The organism is Pseudomonas sp. 18173, assembly GCF_050432945.1.
Taxonomy (GTDB): domain Bacteria; phylum Pseudomonadota; class Gammaproteobacteria; order Pseudomonadales; family Pseudomonadaceae; genus Aquipseudomonas.
Window position 1 is genome coordinate 245,386 of sequence record NZ_JBKFTN010000002.1, and the last position, 18,501, is coordinate 263,886.

Below are 18,501 nucleotides of genomic sequence, written 5' to 3' on the forward strand. Positions count from 1 at the left end.
ACTTATTGACCCAACTTCAGGCGAGCAGTCTCGCCACTGGTGAACGGAGCGACATCGACCGGCTGGCCGTTGTAGCTGACCTGAGCGCCACGGGCAAAGCCCAGACGCACGGCAAACGGTGGTTTGCCATTGACTGCCAGGCTGTCGCCTTTGCGTTTGAGACCACTGAACAGCACCTTGCCGCTGCCGTCGGTGACTTGTGTCCAGCAATCGGCGGTGAACTGCACCTGAACCTGGCCTTGGCCGGCTACTGGCGCGCTTACCGCCGGGGCAGGAGCGCTCGGGGCAGCCGGAGCAGTCACGACCGGGGCCGGGGCGGCAGGCACCGTCGGGACCGGAGTGGCCGGGGCCACTGGCGCTGCGACGACTGGCGCCGAGTTGTGAGCGGGTGCGGCCGGTGTAGCTGGCGCTGCCGGAGTGGCTGGCGCAGTCGCCTGGGCCTCCACCGGTGCTTCAGCCGCCGTCTCGGCCTGTGGCAGCGCGAGGGCGGTTCCGCCTTCGGTCTGGCCTTCCGCGACGGCCTGGTCTTCCGGCTCGTCCAGCGGATGAATCTGAGTGGTGCCGTCAGCCCCTTCGACTTCTACATGCTCAGGGCTCAGGCTGACCTGGTCCTTGTTGCGCAGCGAGGTTTGGTCCTGCCACCAGACAAAACCACCACCAATCACCGCAATCAATAACAGCAGGCTGACAATTCGCAAAATGGTGTGGGAAACCCGAACCGGCTCTTCGATACGACCCAAACTATGAACACTGCTACCTTGGGAATCGGTGCCGGTGGATTGGTCGAATTGCTGTACGAGTACAGCCTGGTCCATGCCGAGCAGCTTGGCATAGGCTCGAATGTAGCCACGGGCAAAGGTATGCCCGGGCAGCTTGTCGAAAGCGCCGGCTTCCAGATTGCTCAGGGAAGTGGTCGTGAGGTTGAGCTTGAGGGCCACTTCGGCCAGCGACCAGCCATTGCTTTCGCGGGCCTGGCGCAAAGTCTCACCGGGATTTACGCGATTCGCTGCTACAACTTCGGGATGCGCCGCTTTCATCATTGCTCCGACAGGTATTGCTGATATTCCGGCGTACCGGGATAGAGTCGTTTTAGTTGCAGGCCTGCACTGGCGGCCTTGTCGCGATCTTCGAACACTTTTGCCAGCCGAACGCCGAGCAATAGACTACGTGCATTTTGCTCGGCAAGCAGGCTAAAACGATCGAAGTAGTCACGCGCGGGCACATAATGCCTGTCTTCGTAAGACAACTCAGCCATTTCCAGCAATGCACGAGGTTGTTGACGGTTCAGGCGCAGGGCTTTTTCCAGTTGCTGCCGGGCCAGCTCACGCTCTCCCAGCATTGAAGCGGTCATGCCGAGGTTTTCGAATACCCGTGAACGCTCAGGATACAGGGTATCGGCGGTGGCTTGCTCGAAGCGCTCGTAGGCTTCCTTGTAACGCTTTTGCTCGAACAGAAAGCTGCCGTAGTTATTAAGGATTCGTGCATCGGCGGGACGGGAAGCCAGTGCCTTGCGAAAATGCTCGTCGGCCAGTTCCGGTTCCATCTCGGCCTGGAACACCAGGCCCAGCGCCGCGTTGGCGTCGGGATCGGAACCATCCAGTTCCAGGGCCTTTTTCAGCGGCACCTTGGCGCGCTCGGTCATGCCTTGTTGCAAATACCCGATACCGAGTTGCACATACGCCTCACGCGCTTCATCACGGCCCTTGCTGGTCTTCATCGGGTTGTAGTCGCCCGAAAGCACACAGCCAGCACACAGGCTGGCCAACAGCAAAAGCAGCGCAAAGCGCAGGGACATAGAGATCCTCTCTTGGTTACTTGATCGCGGCGTTCTGCGCCAGATCGCTGTCGGCGCTCAATTCACGCACGGCGATATAACGTTCGCTGCGACGGGTGCGATCCAGCACCTGCCCTACCAACTGACCACAGGCGGCGTCGATGTCTTCACCACGGGTGGTGCGGACGGTGACGTTGAAACCGGCATGATGAAGCTGATCCTGGAAACGACGGATGGCGTTGTTGCTCGGACGCTCGTACCCGGAATGCGGGAACGGGTTGAACGGGATCAGGTTGATCTTGCACGGGATGTTCTTGAGCAGCTCGATCATTTCCACGGCGTGCTCAACCTTGTCGTTGACGTCCTTGAGCAAGGTGTACTCGATGGTCAGCACGCGCTTTTCGCCCAGGGACGACATGTAGCGCTGGCACGACTCGAGCAGCATCTTAAGCGGATACTTCTTGTTGATCGGCACCAATTGGTTACGCAATGCGTCATTCGGTGCGTGCAGGGACAACGCCAGGGAGACGTCGATGTGCTTGGAGAGCTCATCGATCATCGGCACCACGCCGGAGGTCGACAGGGTCACACGGCGCTTGGAAATGCCGTAGCCCAGGTCGTCCATCATCAAATGCATGGCCGCGACGACGTTGTCGAAGTTCAGCAGCGGCTCACCCATGCCCATCATCACCACGTTGGTGATGGCACGGTCGACGGTTGCCGGGACGCTGCCAAAGGATTTGTTGGCAATCCACACCTGGCCGATGACTTCGGCGGCGGTGAGGTTGCTGTTGAAGCCTTGCTTGCCGGTGGAACAGAAACTGCAATCCAGGGCACAGCCTGCCTGGGACGAAACGCACAAGGTGCCGCGCTTGCCCTGGGGAATGTACACGGTCTCGACGCAGCTGCCGGACGCCACGCGCACCACCCATTTACGGGTGCCGTCGCTGGAGATGTCCTCGCTGACCACTTCCGGACCACGGACCTCAGCAACAGCCTTGAGCTTTTCGCGCAAGGCCTTGCTGACGTTCGTCATGGCATCGAAATCATCGACACCAAAGTGGTGAATCCATTTCATTACCTGACCGGCACGGAAACGCTTCTCCCCGATTGAGTCGAAGAATTTTTCCATTTCCAGCTGAGTCAAACCCAGCAGGTTAGTTTTTACAGTCGATGTAGTCATGGATTCACCTTCACTCTTAAGCCAATGCTTAGCGAGTGGTTACTTCAGTAGCTGCGAAGAAGTACGAGATTTCGCGAGCGGCAGCGGCTTCGGAGTCCGAACCGTGTACGGCGTTGGCGTCGATGGAGTCAGCGAAGTCAGCGCGGATGGTGCCGGCAGCAGCTTCTTTAGGGTTGGTAGCGCCCATCAGCTCACGGTTCAGAGCGATAGCGTTTTCGCCTTCCAGAACCTGAACGACAACCGGACCGGAGATCATGAAAGCAACCAGGTCGTTGAAGAAACCACGAGCGCTGTGCTCAGCGTAGAAGCCTTCGGCTTCGGCTTTGGACAGTTGCTTCAGTTTCGAAGCTACAACGCGCAGGCCGGCTTTTTCGAAACGGGTGGTGATCTCGCCGATCACGTTTTTAGCAACGGCGTCAGGCTTGATGATGGAGAAAGTACGTTGAACAGCCATGGTGTAACTCCAGAAACGGTAATTTACGAAAAATTAAACCCGCGAATTATACGCGGGTTCTCGGGTATTGCCTAACCTGCGGCGTGGCTCAGTCGCGTTCTTCGATCCAGTGGGCCTGAATGGCCTCCAGGATCTTTTCGCCACAATGCTCAGGCATGTCGTCGAAATCGGGCAGTTCCATCACCCATTGACGCAGATCGACGAAGTTGACCGACATAGGGTCCACGTCGGGCTTGCTTTCAGCCAGCTGGATCGCGATCTCCAGCACATCAGTCCACTTGAGTTTCATGACAATTCCTTGAATCAGTGCGGTGCTTCGGCGGCGTGGTTGAGCGAGTACTTCGGAATTTCGACGGTCAGGTCTTCAGTCCCGACCTTGGCCTGACAGCCCAGGCGCGACTGAGCTTCCAGCCCCCAAGCCTTGTCAAGATAGTCTTCTTCCAGCTCATCGGCCTCTTCCAGCGAGTCGAAACCCTCGCGGATGATGCAGTGGCAAGTGGTGCACGCACAGACGCCGCCACAGGCACTTTCCATTTCGATATGGTGCTCATGAGCCAGCTCGAGGATGGACGTACCGGTCTCAGCCTCCACAACCATGCCTTCGGGACAAAACTTCTCGTGTGGCAGAAAAATGACCTGCGGCATCGTTATTCCTCAATCTCATTCAGGTTGCGCCCCGCCAGCGCGGCTTTCACCGTCGAGTCCAGGCGGCGGGCAGCAAAGGCGTCGGTCACTTGCGACAGACGCTTGGTCTGCTGCTCGATGGCGTAACCATCGGTACCTTTCATCAGTTCGGTCAATTCCTGCACTTGCAGCTCGATGACCATGCGCTCATCGGCGTCGAGCAGACGCTCGCCATCAGCCTCCAGAGCGGCCTGCACCGCTTCGATCAGACGCTGGGCGTCGACCTGCTGCTCGCGCAGCACGCGGGCAACCTTGTCGTCATTGGCGTGCTGGAACGAGTCCTTGAGCATTTTGGCGATTTCGCCGTCGGTCAGGCCGTAGGACGGCTTGACCTGAATGCTGGCTTCGACGCCCGAACCCAGTTCGCGGGCCGAAACGCTCAGCAGGCCATCTGCATCGACCTGGAAGGTCACGCGAATCTTCGCCGCACCGGCCACCATCGCCGGAATGCCGCGCAATTCGAAGCGTGCCAGGGAGCGGCAGTCGCTGATCAGCTCGCGCTCGCCCTGCAATACGTGGATGGCCATGGCCGACTGGCCGTCTTTATAAGTGGTGAAGTCCTGGGCGCGGGCGACGGGGATGGTGGTGTTGCGCGGAATCACCTTCTCCATCAGGCCGCCCATGGTCTCCAGACCCAGGGACAGCGGAATCACGTCCAGCAACAGCAGTTCGCTGCCATCACGCTTGTTGCCGGCCAGGGTATCGGCCTGGATCGCAGCACCAATGGCCACCACTTGATCCGGGTCGATTTCAGTCAGCGGCTGGCGACCGAAGGCTTCGGCGACGGCTTCGCGAACGCGAGGAACGCGCGTCGAACCACCGACCATGACCACGGCATGCACGTCTTCCAGTTCGATCCCGGAATCACGCACTGCACGACGGCAGGCTTTCAGGCTGCGGGCGACCATCGGCTCGATCAGCGCATTGAAGGCTTCACGGCTCAGCTCGGCTTTCCAGGCGCCATAAGCGACTTCAACCGACGCGGCATTGGTCAGGGCTTCCTTGGCGGCACAGGCGATTTGCAGCAAGTTGCGTTGCACGCCTGGATCGAGGTCGGCGGACAAGCCGGCGCCCTCGATAATCCAGCCAGCGATTGCGTGATCGAAGTCATCGCCGCCCAGGGCGCTGTCGCCGCCGGTAGCCAGGACTTCGAACACACCGCCGGTCAGGCGCAGAATCGAAATATCGAAGGTGCCGCCGCCCAGGTCATAAATGGCGACCAGGCCTTCGGCGTGCTGGTCCAGACCGTAAGCCACGGCGGCTGCGGTCGGCTCGTTGAGCAAACGCAGCACATTCAGTCCGGCCAGCTTGGCCGCATCCTTGGTGGCTTGACGCTGGGCGTCGTCGAAATAGGCCGGAACGGTGATGACCGCGCCTACCAATTCACCACCCAGGGTGGCTTCGGCGCGCTGACGCAGGACCTTGAGGATGTCCGCCGAGACTTCGACCGGGCTTTTCGGGCCCTGGATCGTGTCGATGAACGGCATGTGCGATTCGCCACCGACAAAGCGGTACGGCAGCTGATCACCAAGCTGCTTGACGTCGGACAGACCGCGACCCATCAAGCGCTTGACCGACAGCACGGTGTTCAAGGGATCGGTGGCGGCGGCCAGCTTGGCGGATTCGCCCACCTCGACGCGATCGGCGTGGTAGCGCACGGCAGACGGCAGGATGACCCGCCCTTCTGCGTCAGCCAGAGGCTCGGAAAGACCACTGCGCAACGCAGCGACCAGCGAATTGGTAGTGCCCAAGTCGATCCCCACAGCCAGACGACGCTGGTGCGGTTGAGGACTTTGGCCGGGTTCGGCGATCTGCAGTAGGGCCATCGTTATCAGGACTTATCTGTATATCAGGCGTGCGACCGGAGCGGCACTGGGTTAATCGTCGAGGCGCTCTTCTAACTGGCGCACTTCGTAGGTGAGCTTGTCGAGGAACTGCATGCGCCGCATCAGGCGTTCGGCCCGTTCACGTTGCGCGGCATCGTTCCAGCAAGCTGCGAAGCTTTGGTTCAGTTCATCCTGGGCAGACTTGAGGCGGCGCTTGAACGCAGCAACACCCGACAAGTCGGCGCTGTCCTGCAGGTCTTCGAGCTCTTCGCGCAACTCCATCTGCTGCAGAAGAAATTCCGGATCATGCACCGTGACCTCCAGCGGCAGCTCGCCACCACTCAAGGCGAGCAGGTAACGCGCGCGCTTGGGGGGACTCTTGAGCGTCTGGTAGGCCTCGTTGAGGCTCGCGGATTGCTCTAGCGCCAGCCGCTGCTCACGCTCGGAAGCGTCAGCAAAGCGGTCCGGATGAACGCTGCGCGCCAGCTCGCGGTAACGCGAAGCCAACTGATCGAGATCCAGATTGAAACCCGGCTGCAGCTCAAATAAAGCGAAATGACAAGGAGTACCCACGAGCAGCCTCAGATGTTGAAGCTTTCGCCGCAGCCACATTCACCGCGTACGTTGGGGTTGTTGAACTTGAAGCCTTCGTTCAACCCTTCCTTGACGAAATCGAGCTCGGTGCCGTCCAGGTAGGCCAGGCTTTTCGGGTCGATGATCACTTTTTCGCCGTGACTTTCGAACACCTGGTCCTCTGCAACCACCTCGTCGACAAACTCCAGCACGTAGGCAAGGCCGGAACAGCCTGTGGTGCGAACACCCAGACGAATCCCTTCACCTTTGCCGCGCCCGTCGAGGGAGCGCCGCACGTGTCGAGCAGCCGCTTCTGTCATGCTGATAGCCATCGGTGACTCCTTACTCGTCGCCAAATCTTGAAAGTCAGATCAAGCCTTTCTTCTGCTTGTAGTCGCGAACAGCCGCCTTGATGGCGTCTTCAGCGAGTACCGAGCAGTGAATTTTCACTGGCGGCAGGGCCAGTTCTTCAGCCAGCTGGGTGTTCTTGATGGTTTCCGCTTCGTCCAGGGTCTTGCCCTTCATCCACTCGGTGGCGAGGGAGCTGGAAGCGATAGCCGAACCGCAGCCGTAGGTCTTGAACTTGGCATCTTCGATGATGCCGGCGTCGTTGACCTTGATCTGCAGGCGCATCACATCGCCGCACGCCGGAGCGCCGACCATGCCGGTGCCGACATCAGGATCTTCCGCGTCCATCTTGCCGACGTTGCGCGGGTTTTCGTAGTGGTCGATGACCTTTTCGCTGTAAGCCATGATTCTCAATCCTCACTCATCAGAGAGTCGCTCTTTGAGCCCTGCAACCCCAAGGTTCACAGGGCCGGTTCGCGGCGACTTGAAATCAGTGTGCCGCCCACTCGATTTTCGAAATGTCGACACCGTCTTTGTACATGTCCCACAGCGGCGACAGAGCGCGCAGCTTGGTGACGGCCTCGCAGACTTTCTGCGCGGCGTAGTCGATTTCTTCTTCCGTGGTGAAACGGCCGAAGGTGAAACGGATCGAGCTGTGTGCCAGTTCGTCGTTGCGGCCCAGGGCGCGCAGTACGTACGAAGGCTCAAGCGATGCCGAGGTGCAGGCCGAGCCGGACGATACCGCCAGGTCCTTGAGCGCCATGATCAGCGACTCGCCTTCAACGTAGTTGAAGCTCAGGTTCAGGTTGTGCGGAACGCGGGCGGTCAGGCTGCCGTTGACGTACAGCTCTTCCAGGTGCTCGACCTGCTTGAAGAAACGGTCGCTCAGGGCCTTGATGCGCGCGTTCTCGGCAGCCATGTCTTCCTTGGCTACACGGAAAGCTTCACCCATGCCGACGATCTGGTGGGTCGCCAGGGTGCCGGAACGCATGCCGCGCTCGTGACCGCCGCCGTGCATGGTCGCTTCGATGCGCACGCGTGGCTTGCGGCTTACGTACAGCGCGCCGATGCCTTTAGGGCCGTAGGTCTTGTGAGCCGAGAACGACATCAGGTCGACTTTCAGCTTCGACAGGTCGATGTCAACCTTGCCGGTGGACTGGGCCGCATCAACGTGGAACAGGATGCCCCGGGCGCGGGTCAGCTCGCCGATGGCGGCGATGTCGTTGACGGTGCCGATTTCGTTGTTCACGTGCATGACCGAAACCAGGATGGTGTCGTCACGCAGTTCGGCTTCGATCATCTCCGGAGTGACCAGGCCATCGGTGCGAGGCTCGATGTAGGTCACTTCGAAACCTTCACGCTCCAGTTGGCGCATGGTGTCGAGGACAGCCTTGTGCTCAATCTTGGTGGTGATCAGGTGCTTGCCCTTGGTGGCATAGAAATGTGCCGCACCCTTGATTGCCAGGTTGTCGGATTCGGTGGCACCGGAGGTCCAGACGATTTCACGCGGGTCGGCGTTGACCAGGTCGGCGACCTGACGACGAGCGTTTTCAACGGACTCTTCGGCTTTCCAGCCGAACACGTGGGAACGGGACGCCGGGTTACCGAAGTTTCCGTCGACCAGCAGGCATTCACTCATTTTTTGCGCAACACGCGGATCAACCGGGGTGGTCGCAGAGTAATCAAGGTAAATCGGCAATTTCATGGACTATCTCCTAAATCAGGCTGGCTGGCGTGCCGCTAGCTCTTTGGCTGTCATTCGACGGCGGACGCTTCAATCTTGTCCAGGCGTGGCACCTTGCTGTTGCAACGGCGTTGGTCCTGACGCTGGGCTACTTCTTGCACCTCACGGCGAGTCACAAGGTCAGCCAAGCTGATACCGCTCAGAAATTCGTGAATCTGCAGGCTCAGATCGCACCACAAGTGGTGGGTCAGACAGGTGTCGCCTTGGTGGCAATCACCCTGGCCCTGGCATTTGGTGGCATCGACCGATTCGTTCACCGCATCGATCACCTGGGCGACCTGGATGCCCTGCATGTCGCGGGACAATTGGTAACCACCGCCCGGACCACGCACACTGGACACCAGGTTGCTGCGGCGCAGCTTGGCGAAAAGCTGTTCGAGGTAGGACAGGGAGATGCCTTGGCGCTCGGAGATATCGGCCAGGGACACGGGCCCGTGCTGCGCGTGCAACGCCAGGTCAAGCATGGCGGTCACGGCGTATCGGCCTTTTGTAGTCAGTCGCATGGACAATTACCACGGAGTTCGGAATGAGGCGAGTATGCAATTCCCGAGTATTTAAGTCAACTATAAGACCTAGTACTTTAGTCAGGTTTACCCGCAAAAGAGCGGCCGCATCATAGCAAAGGCTGGCTGTGGACGGCCAGTAATACTGTAGGAGCGAGCCTGCTCGCGATGGTCGTCAACGATAACGCCGGGGGCCTGACACCCCGCGGCGCTCTCGGGTCCATCGCGAGCAGGCTCGCTCCTACAGGGAGAGGGGAGCGTCAGCTGGCCTGACTCTGATCCTTGTCCTTCACACACGCAAAGTCTTCTTCGCGCAACTCAGGCAGATCTTTCGCACAGTAATTACTGCCCAGATCCTTCAACGCCCCGCACATACCCTCCAGACGTCCATCGACCGCCTGCAGGTGGTCAAGCAACTGGTTAATGGCACGCGCCACCGGGTCCGGCATGTCTTCAGTCACACCGTACGCATCGAAGCCGATCTTCTCGGCCATGGCCTTGCGCTTGGCGTCCAGTTCCTGGTCCGGCTTGACAATGATCCGCCCCGGAATACCCACCACAGTGGCGCCCGGCGGTACTTCCTTGGTCACAACGGCATTGGAACCCACCTTGGCACCGGCCCCGACAGTGAACGGACCGAGCACCTTCGCGCCCGCCCCGACCACCACGCCATCACCCAGGGTCGGGTGACGCTTGCCCTTGTTCCAGCTGGTACCGCCCAGGGTCACACCCTGATAGATGGTGACGTCGTCACCAATCTCGGCAGTTTCACCGATGACGATACCCATGCCATGGTCGATGAAAAAACGACGACCGACCTTGGCCCCCGGATGGATCTCGATCCCGGTCAACCAGCGACCGAAGTTCGACACCAGCCGCGCCAGCCACTTCAGCTCAGCGCGCCACAGGGCCGCCGACAAACGGTGAATCCAGATGGCGTGCATGCCCGGGTAGCAAGTCAGGACTTCAAAAGCGTTACGCGCCGCCGGGTCTCGATGGAATACGCTCTGGATATCTTCACGCAAACGCTCAAACATCATTAATCCTTCCGCTTTAGAAGCTCACCACGGGCCGCTTTCTGGGTTTCCGTGAGGATGCCACGCAAAATATTCATTTCCGCCCGGCTGACCGAGCTGCGTCCGTACAACCGGCGCAGGCGCGCCATCAAGTGCCGTGGCTTTTCCGGATCGAGGAACTCGATGGCCACCAGGGTCTGCTCCAGGTGTTCATAGAATCGCTCCAGCTCGTCCATGGTCGCCAGCTCGGCGCTCTTGACCGAAGCCACCTCTTCCTTCTCGACCTTGCTTGGCTGGCCTTGCGCGGCCAGCCAGGACATGCGCACTTCATAGCTCAACACCTGCACCGCCGCCCCCAGGTTCAGCGAACTGAACTCAGGGTCGGATGGGATGTGCACGTGATAGTGACATCGCTGCAGCTCGTCATTGGTCAGGCCGGAATCTTCACGACCGAACACCAGGGCGATTTCCGCCCCCTGCCCCGCTTCCTCGACCACTTTCGCGCCGCATTCGCGGGGATCGAGCAGCGGCCAGGGAATCCGCCGGTCGCGAGCACTGGTGCCGAGCACCAGGTTGCAGCCGACCAGGGCATCTTCCAAGGTGGCGACGACTTGCGCTTTTTCAAGGATGTCACCGGCACCGGAAGCACGGGCGTCGGCCTCGTGGTGCGGAAACAGACGAGGCTCGACCAGCACCAGCCGCGACAGGCCCATGTTCTTCATGGCGCGCGCAGTCCCGCCGATATTGCCCGGATGGCTGGTATTGACCAGGACGACACGAATGTTTTGCAGCAAGGGAGGCGCTCTCGAACATATATAGGGGGAGCAGAATCTTACAGCTCAAACTACCGTTAAGCCATGAAAGCGAACGTCGTCCTTCTCCTGTAGAAACTTTCTGATAGAATGCCCGGCTTTCTTTAACAACCTTAGGTGACACATCCATGCAGCCCATGCTGAATATCGCGCTGCGCGCCGCCCGCAGCGCCAGTGAATTGATCTTCCGCTCCATCGAGCGCCTGGATACCATCAAGGTCGACGAAAAAGACGCCAAGGATTACGTATCCGAGGTGGATCGCGCCGCTGAACAGAAAATCATCGACGCGCTGCGCAAGGCTTACCCGAACCACTCGATCATGGGTGAAGAAACCGGCATGCACGCCGGCACCGGCATCGAAGGCGAAGAGTACCTGTGGATCATCGATCCGCTGGACGGCACCACCAACTTCCTGCGCGGCATTCCTCACTTCGCTGTCAGCATCGCCTGCAAATACCGTGGCCGCCTGGAACACGCCGTTGTTCTGGACCCGGTTCGCCAGGAAGAATTCACCGCCAGCCGTGGTCGCGGCGCTCAACTGAACGGTCGTCGCCTGCGCGTCAGCGGTCGCACCAGCCTCGACGGCGCCCTGCTGGGTACCGGCTTCCCGTTCCGTGACGACCAGATGGACAACCTCGACAACTACCTGGGCATGTTCCGCGCCCTGGTTGGCCAGACTGCCGGCATCCGCCGCGCAGGTTCCGCGAGCCTGGACCTGGCCTACGTGGCCGCCGGCCGTTTCGACGCCTTCTGGGAGTCGGGCCTGTCCGAGTGGGACATGGCTGCTGGCGCCCTGCTGATCCAGGAAGCAGGCGGCCTGGTGAGCGACTTCACCGGCGGTCACGACTTCCTTGAGAAAGGCCACGTCGTTGCCGGCAACACCAAATGCTTCAAGGCAGTGCTGACGGCGATCCAGCCGCACCTGCCGGCCTCGCTGAAGCGCTAAGCGCCCAAGCGAAAGAAAAAGGCACCCTTCGGGGTGCTTTTTTTATGCCTGCAATTCACCTTTGCGCTCTCTGTAGGAGCGAGCTTGCTCGCGATGGTCGTCAACGATAACGCGGGAAGCCTGGCACCCCGCGGTGCTCTGCGGTTCATCGCGAGCAAGCTCGCTCCTACAGAAGATCTGCGGTGACGCATAAATCCCGGGCACAAAAAAAGCACCCCGCAGGGTGCTTCTTCTTGAATCTGACTTCAGCGGATCAATGAGCCTGCTGATTATCCGACAAGATCAACTTGCCCTCTTTATCCACAGGGATCTGGTTCCCCGGATCACGGTCCATGCGCACATTGCCTTCCTTGCCGTCCAGCGAATAGCGCACGTCGTAACCGACAACCTTGTCACTGATGTCATTCACCGTATTACAACGGGTCTGGGTCGTGGTGTAGGTGTCACGCTCTTGCATGCCTTCCTGCACCTTGTTGCCGGCGTAACCACCGCCAACAGCACCCGCGACCGTGGCGATCTTCTTGCCTGTACCGCCACCGATCTGGTTACCCAGCAATCCACCCGCCAATGCACCGACCACCGTACCGGCGATCTGATGTTGGTCTTTCACCGGCGCCTGCCGGGTGACCGTTACATCCTTGCACACTTCACGTGGAGTCTTGATTTGCGTCTTGACCGGCTCAACGGCGAGTACTTGCGCGTACTCCGGGCCGCTTTTAACCAGGCTGTAGGTGGCCACAGCACCCCCGGCAGTCACACCGACAGCACCCAGTACAGCACCAACCAGCATCGACTTGTTCACATGAACCTCCTGACCATCACATACGGGATAAACCCGCGCTTCTCCCAGCCTTGGAGCATAAAAAAAGGCGCGAGTTCAACTCGCGCCTTTTTCGGACTACATCGCTGAAGGAAGCTTCCTTCAAGGACGGTCGTCGACTTCCTTCTCGGTGTTGGCAGGAGGAATCAAATCCTCGGTGCTCAGGTTCAGCCAGATCAGCACCACGTTAGCGATGTAGATCGACGAGTAAGTACCCGCCATCACACCGACGAACAGGGCAATCGAGAAGCCGAACAGGTTGTCGCCACCGAAGAACAGCAGGGCCGCGATCGCCAGCAAGGTGGAGATCGAGGTCGCCATGGTCCGCAGCAGGGTTTGCGTGGTCGAGATGTTGATGTTCTCGATCAGGCTGGCCTTGCGCAGCACACGGAAGTTCTCGCGAACCCGGTCGAATACCACGATGGTGTCGTTGAGCGAGTAACCGATGATCGCCAGTACCGCCGCCAGCACCGTCAGGTCGAAGGTGATCTGGAAGAACGACAGGATACCGATGGTCACGATCACGTCGTGGATCAGGGAGACGATCGCACCGACCGCAAACTTCCACTGAAAGCGGAAAGCCAGGTAGATCAGGATGCCGCCCAGCGCCATCAGCATGCCGAGGCCGCCTTGGTCGCGCAATTCTTCACCCACCTGCGGGCCGACGAACTCGACGCGCTTGACCGTCGCCGGGTTCTCGCCGCCGACCTTTTGCAGGGCCGCAGCCACCTGGTGACCCAGTTGCGGGTCTTCGCCAGGCATGCGCACCAGCAGATCAGTGGTCGCACCGAAGTTCTGCACGATGGCTTCGTGATAACCCGCGGTCACCAGCTGCTCACGCACCTTGGTGACATCAGCCGGACGCTCGTAGGTCAGCTCGATGAGCGTACCGCCGGTGAAGTCCAGGCCCCAGTTCATGCCCTTGTGGAAGACACTGAAGATTGCCAGTGCGGTAAGGAACAATGTGACGCCGAACGCAAAGTTGCGGACGCCCATGAAGTTGATTGTACGTAACATGGCAGCCCCTTAAATCCACAACTTCTTGAAGTCACGACCGCCGAAGATCAGGTTGACCATCGCGCGGGTCACCATGATGGCCGTGAACATCGAGGTAAAGATCCCGAGGGACATGGTCACTGCGAAGCCCTTGACGGGACCGGTGCCCATGGCGAACAGGATGCCGCCCACCAGCAAGGTGGTCAGGTTGGCGTCGAGAATCGCAGTGAACGCCCGGCCGAAGCCTTCGTTGATTGCACGCTGCACGGTCATGCCGGCGGCGATCTCTTCACGGATCCGCGAGAAGATCAGCACGTTGGCGTCGACCGCCATACCCATGGTCAACACGATACCGGCGATACCCGGCAGGGTCAGCGTTGCACCCAGCAGCGACATCAGGGCCAGCAGCATCACCATGTTCACCGCCAGCGCGACGGTGGCGATGAGACCGAAGAAACGATAGATGGCCATGATGAACAGCGAGACGAACAGCATGCCCCACAGCGATGCATCGATACCCTTGGTGATGTTGTCCGCACCCAGGCTCGGGCCGATGGTGCGTTCTTCAGCGAAGTACATCGGCGCCGCCAGGCCACCGGCACGCAGCAGCAGCGCCAGTTCGGACGACTCGCCCTGGCCGTTCAGGCCGGTGATACGGAACTGGGCACCCAGCGGCGACTGGATGGTCGCCAGGCTGATGATCTTCTTCTCTTCCTTGAACGACTGCACCGCCACGTCTTTCTCGACGCCATCGACCACTTGCTTGGTGTAAGTGGTGACCGGACGCTGCTCGATGAAGATCACCGCCATGCTGCGACCGACGTTCGAACGGGTCGCACGGCTCATCAGCTCGCCGCCGTGACCGTCCAGACGAATGTTCACTTCCGGCGTGCCGTGCTCGCCGAAACCAGCCTTGGCGTCAGTTACCTGGTCGCCAGTGATGATCAGGCCACGCTCGATCAGCGCAGGAGGACGCTTGCCTTCACGGAACTCGAACTCTTCGGAAGTGGCCTTCGAAGCGCCCGGCTCAGCCGCCAGACGGAACTCCAGGTTGGCCGTCTTGCCGAGGATACGCTTGGCTTCGGCAGTGTCTTGCACGCCCGGCAGCTCAACCACGATGCGGTTGGCGCCCTGACGCTGAACGATCGGTTCGGCAACACCCAGCTCGTTGACGCGGTTACGTACCGTGGTCAGGTTCTGCTTGATGGAGTATTCGCGGATTTCCGCCAGCTTGGCCGGGGTCATCGCCAGACGCAGCACCGCCTGACCATTCAGGTCAGCCGGAACAATGTCGAAATCGTTGAAGTTCTTGCGGATGATGCTGCGAGCCTGTTCGCGGGTCGCTTCATCGGAGAAGCCCAGCTGGATGGCACCGTTGAGCTGCGGCAGGCTGCGATAGCGCAGTTTCTCTTTACGCAGCAGGCTCTTGACGTCGCCTTCGTAGACTTTCAGGCGTGCATCAAGGGCTTTTTCCATGTCCACTTCCAGCAGGAAGTGCACACCACCGGACAAGTCCAGGCCCAGCTTCATCGGGTGCGCAGCGAGGTTGCGCAGCCATTGCGGGGTGGTTTGTGCCAGGTTCAGTGCGACGACGTAGTCATCACCCAACGCCTTGCGCACAACGTCCTTGGCCGGCAGCTGATCTTCAGCCTTGGTCAGGCGAATCAGGCCGCCCTTGCCGTTGGCGGCCAGGGTGGCAGCCTTGACGTTGATTCCGGATTCCTTGAGCGCAGTGCTTACACGATCCAGATCAGCCTGATTGACCAGCAGCGCAGTGCTTGCACCGCTGACCTGAATGGCCGGGTCATCAGGGTAAAGATTGGGAGCGGAATAAATCAGACCGACCGCCAGCACCGCCAGGATCAGAATGTATTTCCACAGAGGATATTTGTTCAGCATCACGCCGCCCGTTTATGACGCGGGGCGCCTTGCGCGCCCCGTCGATTGAATATGAAGTTGAAACTTAGATCGCTTTGAGCGTGCCTTTTGGCAGCGTGGCAGCGATGGCGCCTTTCTGGAATTTCATTTCGACGGTGTCGGAAACTTCCAGAACGACGAAATCGTCGGCCACTTTAGTGATCTTGCCGGCGATGCCGCCGGTGGTCACAACTTCGTCGCCCTTTTGCAGGCTGCTCAGCAGGTTTTTCTGCTCTTTGGCGCGCTTGGCCTGTGGACGCCAGATCATCAGGTAGAAGATGACCAGGAAGCCGACCAGGAAAATCCACTCAAAGCCGCCGCCCATAGGGGCTGCCGCAGGTGCTGCAGCGTCTGCCATGGCATTAGAGATAAAAAAGCTCATTTAGCACTCCAGTTGCAAATGTTGAATCTTGGGGTCAGAAAACTCAGTCCAAAGGCGGCACGGGAAGCCCGCGTTTGGCGTAGAAGGCATCGACAAAGGCGGCCAATGTACCCTGTTGAATAGCCTCGCGCAAACCAGCCATAAGCACTTGATAATGGCGCAAGTTATGGATGGTATTGAGCATGCTCCCCAGCATTTCGCCGCACTTGTCCAGGTGATGCAGATAAGCGCGGGAGAAGTTCTGGCAGGTATAGCAATCGCAGGTCGGATCGAGCGGCGAATCATCATGGCGATGGAACGCGTTACGGATCTTGATCACGCCAGTGTCAATGAACAGATGCCCGTTGCGGGCATTACGGGTTGGCATCACGCAATCGAACATGTCCACACCGCGGCGCACACCCTCAACCAGATCTTCCGGTTTGCCAACGCCCATAAGGTAACGAGGTTTGTCAGCCGGCATCTGGCCCGGCAGGTAATCCAGCACCTTGATCATTTCATGCTTGGGCTCGCCCACCGACAGACCGCCGATCGCCAAACCGTCAAAACCAATCTTGTCGAGGCCCTCCAGGGAGCGCATGCGCAGGTCCTGGTGCATACCGCCCTGAACGATGCCGAACAGCGCCGCCGTGTTGTCGCCATGGGCGTTTTTCGAGCGCTGGGCCCAACGCAGCGACAACTCCATGGATACGCGAGCGACGTCTTCGTCGGCCGGGTACGGCGTGCATTCGTCGAAAATCATCACGATGTCGGAACCCAGGTCACGCTGGACCTGCATCGACTCTTCCGGGCCCATGAACACCTTGGCACCGTCGACCGGGGAGGCGAAGGTCACGCCCTCCTCCTTGATCTTGCGCATGGCGCCCAGGCTGAACACCTGGAAACCACCGGAGTCGGTCAGGATCGGGCCTTTCCACTTCATGAAATCGTGCAGGTCGCCGTGCTTCTTGATCACTTCCGTGCCCGGACGCAGCCACAGGTGGAAGGTGTTGCCCAGAATGATTTCAGCGCCAGTGGCCTCGATATCCCGTGGCAGCATGCCCTTGACCGTGCCGTAGGTGCCCACCGGCATGAAGGCCGGGGTCTCGACGGTACCGCGCGGGAAGGTCAGGCGACCACGACGAGCCTTGCCATCGGTGGCAAGCAGCTCAAACGACATACGACATTGGCGACTCATTCTTTGTCCTCAGGGCCACGTGGTGCGGGGTTACGGGTGATAAACATCGCATCACCGTAGCTGAAAAAGCGGTATTCGTTGTCGACGGCGGCTTTATAGGCGGCCATGGTTTCCGGATAACCGGCAAACGCCGAGACCAGCATCAACAACGTGGATTCAGGCAAATGGAAATTGGTGACCAGGGCATCGACCACATGAAACGGCCGGCCCGGGTAGATAAAGATGTCGGTATCGCCGCTGAACGGCTTGAGCACGCCATCGCGGGCAGCGCTTTCCAGGGAACGCACACTGGTGGTCCCCACCGCCACCACCCGACCGCCGCGCGCGCGACAGGCGGCAACCGCATCCACCACGTCCTGGCCAACTTCCAGCCATTCGCTGTGCATGTGGTGATCTTCGATCTTCTCCACGCGCACCGGCTGGAACGTGCCAGCGCCAACGTGCAAGGTCACGAACGCCGTCTCGACGCCCTTGGCGGCAATCGCCTCCATCAGCACCTGATCGAAATGCAGCCCCGCCGTCGGCGCCGCCACCGCGCCCAAACGTTCGGCGTAGACGGTCTGGTAACGCTCGCGGTCTGCGCCCTCGTCCGGGCGGTCTATATAAGGAGGCAACGGCATGTGCCCGACGCGGTCGAGCAGCGGCAGCACTTCCTCGGCAAACCCAAGCTCGAACAACGCATCGTGACGCGCCAGCATCTCGGCCTCGCCACCGCCATCGATCAGGATCTTCGACCCAGGCTTGGGCGACTTGCTCGAGCGCACATGGGCCAGCACGCGATGACTGTCCAGCACCCGCTCCACCAGGATTTCCAGCTTGCCACCGGAAGCCTTCTGGCCAAACAGCCGCGCCGGAATCACCCGGGTATTGTTGAACACCATCAAATCGCCCGGGCGCAAATGCTCAAGCAAATCAGTGAATTGACGGTGTGCCAGGGCGCCGCTGACCCCATCCAGGGTCAACAGGCGACTACCGCGACGCTCGGCCAAAGGATGGCGGGCGATCAGCGAATCAGGAAGCTCGAAAGTAAAGTCAGCAACGCGCATGATGGGGTTCGTCTAGCAGGGCCGGGAAGTCTAGCCGAAATATCAAAAATTCTCTATGTACCTGATTGACCGACGGTTATCTCATCTCTATACTTCGCGGCCATTGAGCCCTGATGGCGGAATTGGTAGACGCGGCGGATTCAAAATCCGTTTTCGAAAGGAGTGGGAGTTCGAGTCTCCCTCGGGGCACCAAAATTAAGAAAGGTCTTGCTTTGCAAGGCCTTTTTTTTCGCCTGCGATAAAGTGGCAGACACCCCACCGATCTGTAGGAGCCAGCTTGCTGGCGATGCTTTTTTGAT

General features: G+C 59.7%; 21 protein-coding genes and 1 tRNA gene. 2 read left to right on the top strand and 20 right to left on the bottom strand.

Features of this window, described 5'->3' with window-relative positions:
* Positions 1 to 2 precede the first annotated feature (2 nt).
* From ACLD1X_RS03240 to trmJ, 14 genes are all read right to left on the bottom strand, one after another.
* Positions 3 to 1,037, bottom strand: a complete 1,035-nt coding sequence (locus ACLD1X_RS03240; protein ID WP_429366092.1) for a RodZ domain-containing protein — start codon at positions 1,035 to 1,037, stop codon at positions 3 to 5.
* Positions 1,037 to 1,795 (bottom strand): type IV pilus biogenesis/stability protein PilW, encoded by a 759-nt coding sequence (gene pilW, locus ACLD1X_RS03245; RefSeq protein ID WP_429366093.1) that lies wholly within the window; start codon positions 1,793 to 1,795, stop codon positions 1,037 to 1,039. The genes ACLD1X_RS03240 and pilW overlap by 1 nt, the downstream gene beginning before the upstream one ends.
* Positions 1,796 to 1,811: 16 nt before the next feature.
* Positions 1,812 to 2,957: a 23S rRNA (adenine(2503)-C(2))-methyltransferase RlmN gene (gene rlmN / locus ACLD1X_RS03250; RefSeq protein WP_429366094.1), complete on the bottom strand. Its 1,146-nt coding sequence runs from the start codon at positions 2,955 to 2,957 to the stop codon at positions 1,812 to 1,814.
* A gap of 28 nt (positions 2,958 to 2,985) precedes the next feature.
* Entirely contained in the window at positions 2,986 to 3,411 is a 426-nt protein-coding gene (gene ndk, locus ACLD1X_RS03255; RefSeq protein ID WP_007903599.1) for a nucleoside-diphosphate kinase, read from the bottom strand.
* 88 nt (positions 3,412 to 3,499) lie between these two features.
* Positions 3,500 to 3,700: a Fe-S cluster assembly protein IscX gene (iscX, locus tag ACLD1X_RS03260; protein ID WP_413420839.1), complete on the bottom strand. Its 201-nt coding sequence runs from the start codon at positions 3,698 to 3,700 to the stop codon at positions 3,500 to 3,502.
* Between the two features lie 14 nt (positions 3,701 to 3,714).
* The gene (fdx, locus tag ACLD1X_RS03265) at positions 3,715 to 4,056 is read right to left on the bottom strand and encodes an ISC system 2Fe-2S type ferredoxin (RefSeq protein WP_085715824.1); all 342 of its coding nucleotides are present in this window, start codon (positions 4,054 to 4,056) and stop codon (positions 3,715 to 3,717) included.
* A 2-nt stretch (positions 4,057 to 4,058) separates the two neighbouring features.
* Positions 4,059 to 5,921, bottom strand: a complete 1,863-nt coding sequence (gene hscA, locus ACLD1X_RS03270; protein ID WP_429366095.1) for a Fe-S protein assembly chaperone HscA — start codon at positions 5,919 to 5,921, stop codon at positions 4,059 to 4,061.
* 51 nt (positions 5,922 to 5,972) lie between these two features.
* The gene (gene hscB, locus ACLD1X_RS03275) at positions 5,973 to 6,494 is read right to left on the bottom strand and encodes a co-chaperone HscB (RefSeq protein WP_429366209.1); all 522 of its coding nucleotides are present in this window, start codon (positions 6,492 to 6,494) and stop codon (positions 5,973 to 5,975) included.
* A gap of 8 nt (positions 6,495 to 6,502) precedes the next feature.
* Positions 6,503 to 6,826 carry an iron-sulfur cluster assembly protein IscA gene (gene iscA / locus ACLD1X_RS03280; protein ID WP_003227904.1) on the bottom strand — a complete coding sequence of 108 codons (324 nt, stop codon included), beginning with the start codon at positions 6,824 to 6,826 and terminating at the stop codon, positions 6,503 to 6,505.
* A 34-nt stretch (positions 6,827 to 6,860) separates the two neighbouring features.
* Complete coding sequence (gene iscU, locus ACLD1X_RS03285) at positions 6,861 to 7,247, bottom strand: Fe-S cluster assembly scaffold IscU (protein WP_007974006.1); 387 nt, start codon at positions 7,245 to 7,247, stop codon at positions 6,861 to 6,863.
* 85 nt (positions 7,248 to 7,332) lie between these two features.
* Entirely contained in the window at positions 7,333 to 8,547 is a 1,215-nt protein-coding gene (locus tag ACLD1X_RS03290) for an IscS subfamily cysteine desulfurase (protein ID WP_429366096.1), read from the bottom strand.
* Between the two features lie 50 nt (positions 8,548 to 8,597).
* A complete protein-coding gene (gene iscR / locus ACLD1X_RS03295) occupies positions 8,598 to 9,089 on the bottom strand; it encodes a Fe-S cluster assembly transcriptional regulator IscR (RefSeq protein ID WP_007974010.1) in 492 nt (163 codons plus the stop codon).
* Positions 9,090 to 9,349: 260 nt separating this feature from the next.
* Entirely contained in the window at positions 9,350 to 10,126 is a 777-nt protein-coding gene (cysE, locus tag ACLD1X_RS03300) for a serine O-acetyltransferase (protein ID WP_429366097.1), read from the bottom strand.
* Between the two features lie 2 nt (positions 10,127 to 10,128).
* Complete coding sequence (trmJ, locus tag ACLD1X_RS03305; RefSeq protein WP_429366098.1) at positions 10,129 to 10,899, bottom strand: tRNA (cytosine(32)/uridine(32)-2'-O)-methyltransferase TrmJ; 771 nt, start codon at positions 10,897 to 10,899, stop codon at positions 10,129 to 10,131.
* A gap of 146 nt (positions 10,900 to 11,045) precedes the next feature.
* Between trmJ and suhB the strand changes: the two genes are divergently transcribed.
* Positions 11,046 to 11,864, top strand: a complete 819-nt coding sequence (suhB, locus tag ACLD1X_RS03310; protein WP_007982736.1) for a type III secretion system regulator SuhB — start codon at positions 11,046 to 11,048, stop codon at positions 11,862 to 11,864.
* A 253-nt stretch (positions 11,865 to 12,117) separates the two neighbouring features.
* Here suhB and ACLD1X_RS03315 read toward each other — a convergent pair whose 3' ends face one another.
* The 6 genes from ACLD1X_RS03315 to queA all read right to left on the bottom strand — a co-directional run bounded on the left by ACLD1X_RS03315 (position 12,118) and on the right by queA (position 18,202).
* Positions 12,118 to 12,666 carry a glycine zipper 2TM domain-containing protein gene (locus ACLD1X_RS03315; protein ID WP_429366099.1) on the bottom strand — a complete coding sequence of 183 codons (549 nt, stop codon included), beginning with the start codon at positions 12,664 to 12,666 and terminating at the stop codon, positions 12,118 to 12,120.
* Positions 12,667 to 12,786: 120 nt separating this feature from the next.
* Positions 12,787 to 13,701, bottom strand: a complete 915-nt coding sequence (gene secF, locus ACLD1X_RS03320; protein ID WP_429366100.1) for a protein translocase subunit SecF — start codon at positions 13,699 to 13,701, stop codon at positions 12,787 to 12,789.
* A gap of 9 nt (positions 13,702 to 13,710) precedes the next feature.
* Positions 13,711 to 15,579, bottom strand: a complete 1,869-nt coding sequence (gene secD, locus ACLD1X_RS03325) for a protein translocase subunit SecD (RefSeq protein WP_008020246.1) — start codon at positions 15,577 to 15,579, stop codon at positions 13,711 to 13,713.
* A 64-nt stretch (positions 15,580 to 15,643) separates the two neighbouring features.
* Positions 15,644 to 15,979, bottom strand: coding sequence for a preprotein translocase subunit YajC (yajC, locus tag ACLD1X_RS03330; protein ID WP_007956696.1), 336 nt, complete (start codon positions 15,977 to 15,979; stop codon positions 15,644 to 15,646).
* Between the two features lie 43 nt (positions 15,980 to 16,022).
* A complete protein-coding gene (gene tgt, locus ACLD1X_RS03335) occupies positions 16,023 to 17,138 on the bottom strand; it encodes a tRNA guanosine(34) transglycosylase Tgt (protein WP_172901690.1) in 1,116 nt (371 codons plus the stop codon).
* A 14-nt stretch (positions 17,139 to 17,152) separates the two neighbouring features.
* Entirely contained in the window at positions 17,153 to 18,202 is a 1,050-nt protein-coding gene (gene queA / locus ACLD1X_RS03340; RefSeq protein ID WP_008020244.1) for a tRNA preQ1(34) S-adenosylmethionine ribosyltransferase-isomerase QueA, read from the bottom strand.
* Positions 18,203 to 18,309: 107 nt separating this feature from the next.
* Here queA and ACLD1X_RS03345 point away from each other — a divergent pair.
* Positions 18,310 to 18,394: transfer RNA gene (locus ACLD1X_RS03345), tRNA-Leu, on the top strand.
* The last annotated feature ends 107 nt before the right edge of the window (positions 18,395 to 18,501 follow it).

Excerpts from the sequence above, each read along its gene's own strand:
- ACLD1X_RS03240 (WP_429366092.1), bottom strand. The coding sequence starts at position 1,037 with ATGAAAGCGGCGCATCCCGAAGTTGTAGCAGCGAATCGCGTAAATCCC.
- pilW (WP_429366093.1), bottom strand. The coding sequence starts at position 1,795 with ATGTCCCTGCGCTTTGCGCTGCTTTTGCTGTTGGCCAGCCTGTGTGCT.
- rlmN (WP_429366094.1), bottom strand. The coding sequence starts at position 2,957 with ATGACTACATCGACTGTAAAAACTAACCTGCTGGGTTTGACTCAGCTG.
- ndk (WP_007903599.1), bottom strand. The coding sequence starts at position 3,411 with ATGGCTGTTCAACGTACTTTCTCCATCATCAAGCCTGACGCCGTTGCT.
- iscX (WP_413420839.1), bottom strand. The coding sequence starts at position 3,700 with ATGAAACTCAAGTGGACTGATGTGCTGGAGATCGCGATCCAGCTGGCT.
- fdx (WP_085715824.1), bottom strand. The coding sequence starts at position 4,056 with ATGCCGCAGGTCATTTTTCTGCCACACGAGAAGTTTTGTCCCGAAGGC.
- hscA (WP_429366095.1), bottom strand. The coding sequence starts at position 5,921 with ATGGCCCTACTGCAGATCGCCGAACCCGGCCAAAGTCCTCAACCGCAC.
- iscA (WP_003227904.1), bottom strand. The coding sequence starts at position 6,826 with ATGGCTATCAGCATGACAGAAGCGGCTGCTCGACACGTGCGGCGCTCC.
- iscU (WP_007974006.1), bottom strand. The coding sequence starts at position 7,247 with ATGGCTTACAGCGAAAAGGTCATCGACCACTACGAAAACCCGCGCAAC.
- ACLD1X_RS03290 (WP_429366096.1), bottom strand. The coding sequence starts at position 8,547 with ATGAAATTGCCGATTTACCTTGATTACTCTGCGACCACCCCGGTTGAT.
- iscR (WP_007974010.1), bottom strand. The coding sequence starts at position 9,089 with ATGCGACTGACTACAAAAGGCCGATACGCCGTGACCGCCATGCTTGAC.
- cysE (WP_429366097.1), bottom strand. The coding sequence starts at position 10,126 with ATGTTTGAGCGTTTGCGTGAAGATATCCAGAGCGTATTCCATCGAGAC.
- suhB (WP_007982736.1), top strand. The coding sequence starts at position 11,046 with ATGCAGCCCATGCTGAATATCGCGCTGCGCGCCGCCCGCAGCGCCAGT.
- secF (WP_429366100.1), bottom strand. The coding sequence starts at position 13,701 with ATGTTACGTACAATCAACTTCATGGGCGTCCGCAACTTTGCGTTCGGC.
- secD (WP_008020246.1), bottom strand. The coding sequence starts at position 15,579 with ATGCTGAACAAATATCCTCTGTGGAAATACATTCTGATCCTGGCGGTG.
- yajC (WP_007956696.1), bottom strand. The coding sequence starts at position 15,979 with ATGAGCTTTTTTATCTCTAATGCCATGGCAGACGCTGCAGCACCTGCG.
- tgt (WP_172901690.1), bottom strand. The coding sequence starts at position 17,138 with ATGTCGTTTGAGCTGCTTGCCACCGATGGCAAGGCTCGTCGTGGTCGC.
- queA (WP_008020244.1), bottom strand. The coding sequence starts at position 18,202 with ATGCGCGTTGCTGACTTTACTTTCGAGCTTCCTGATTCGCTGATCGCC.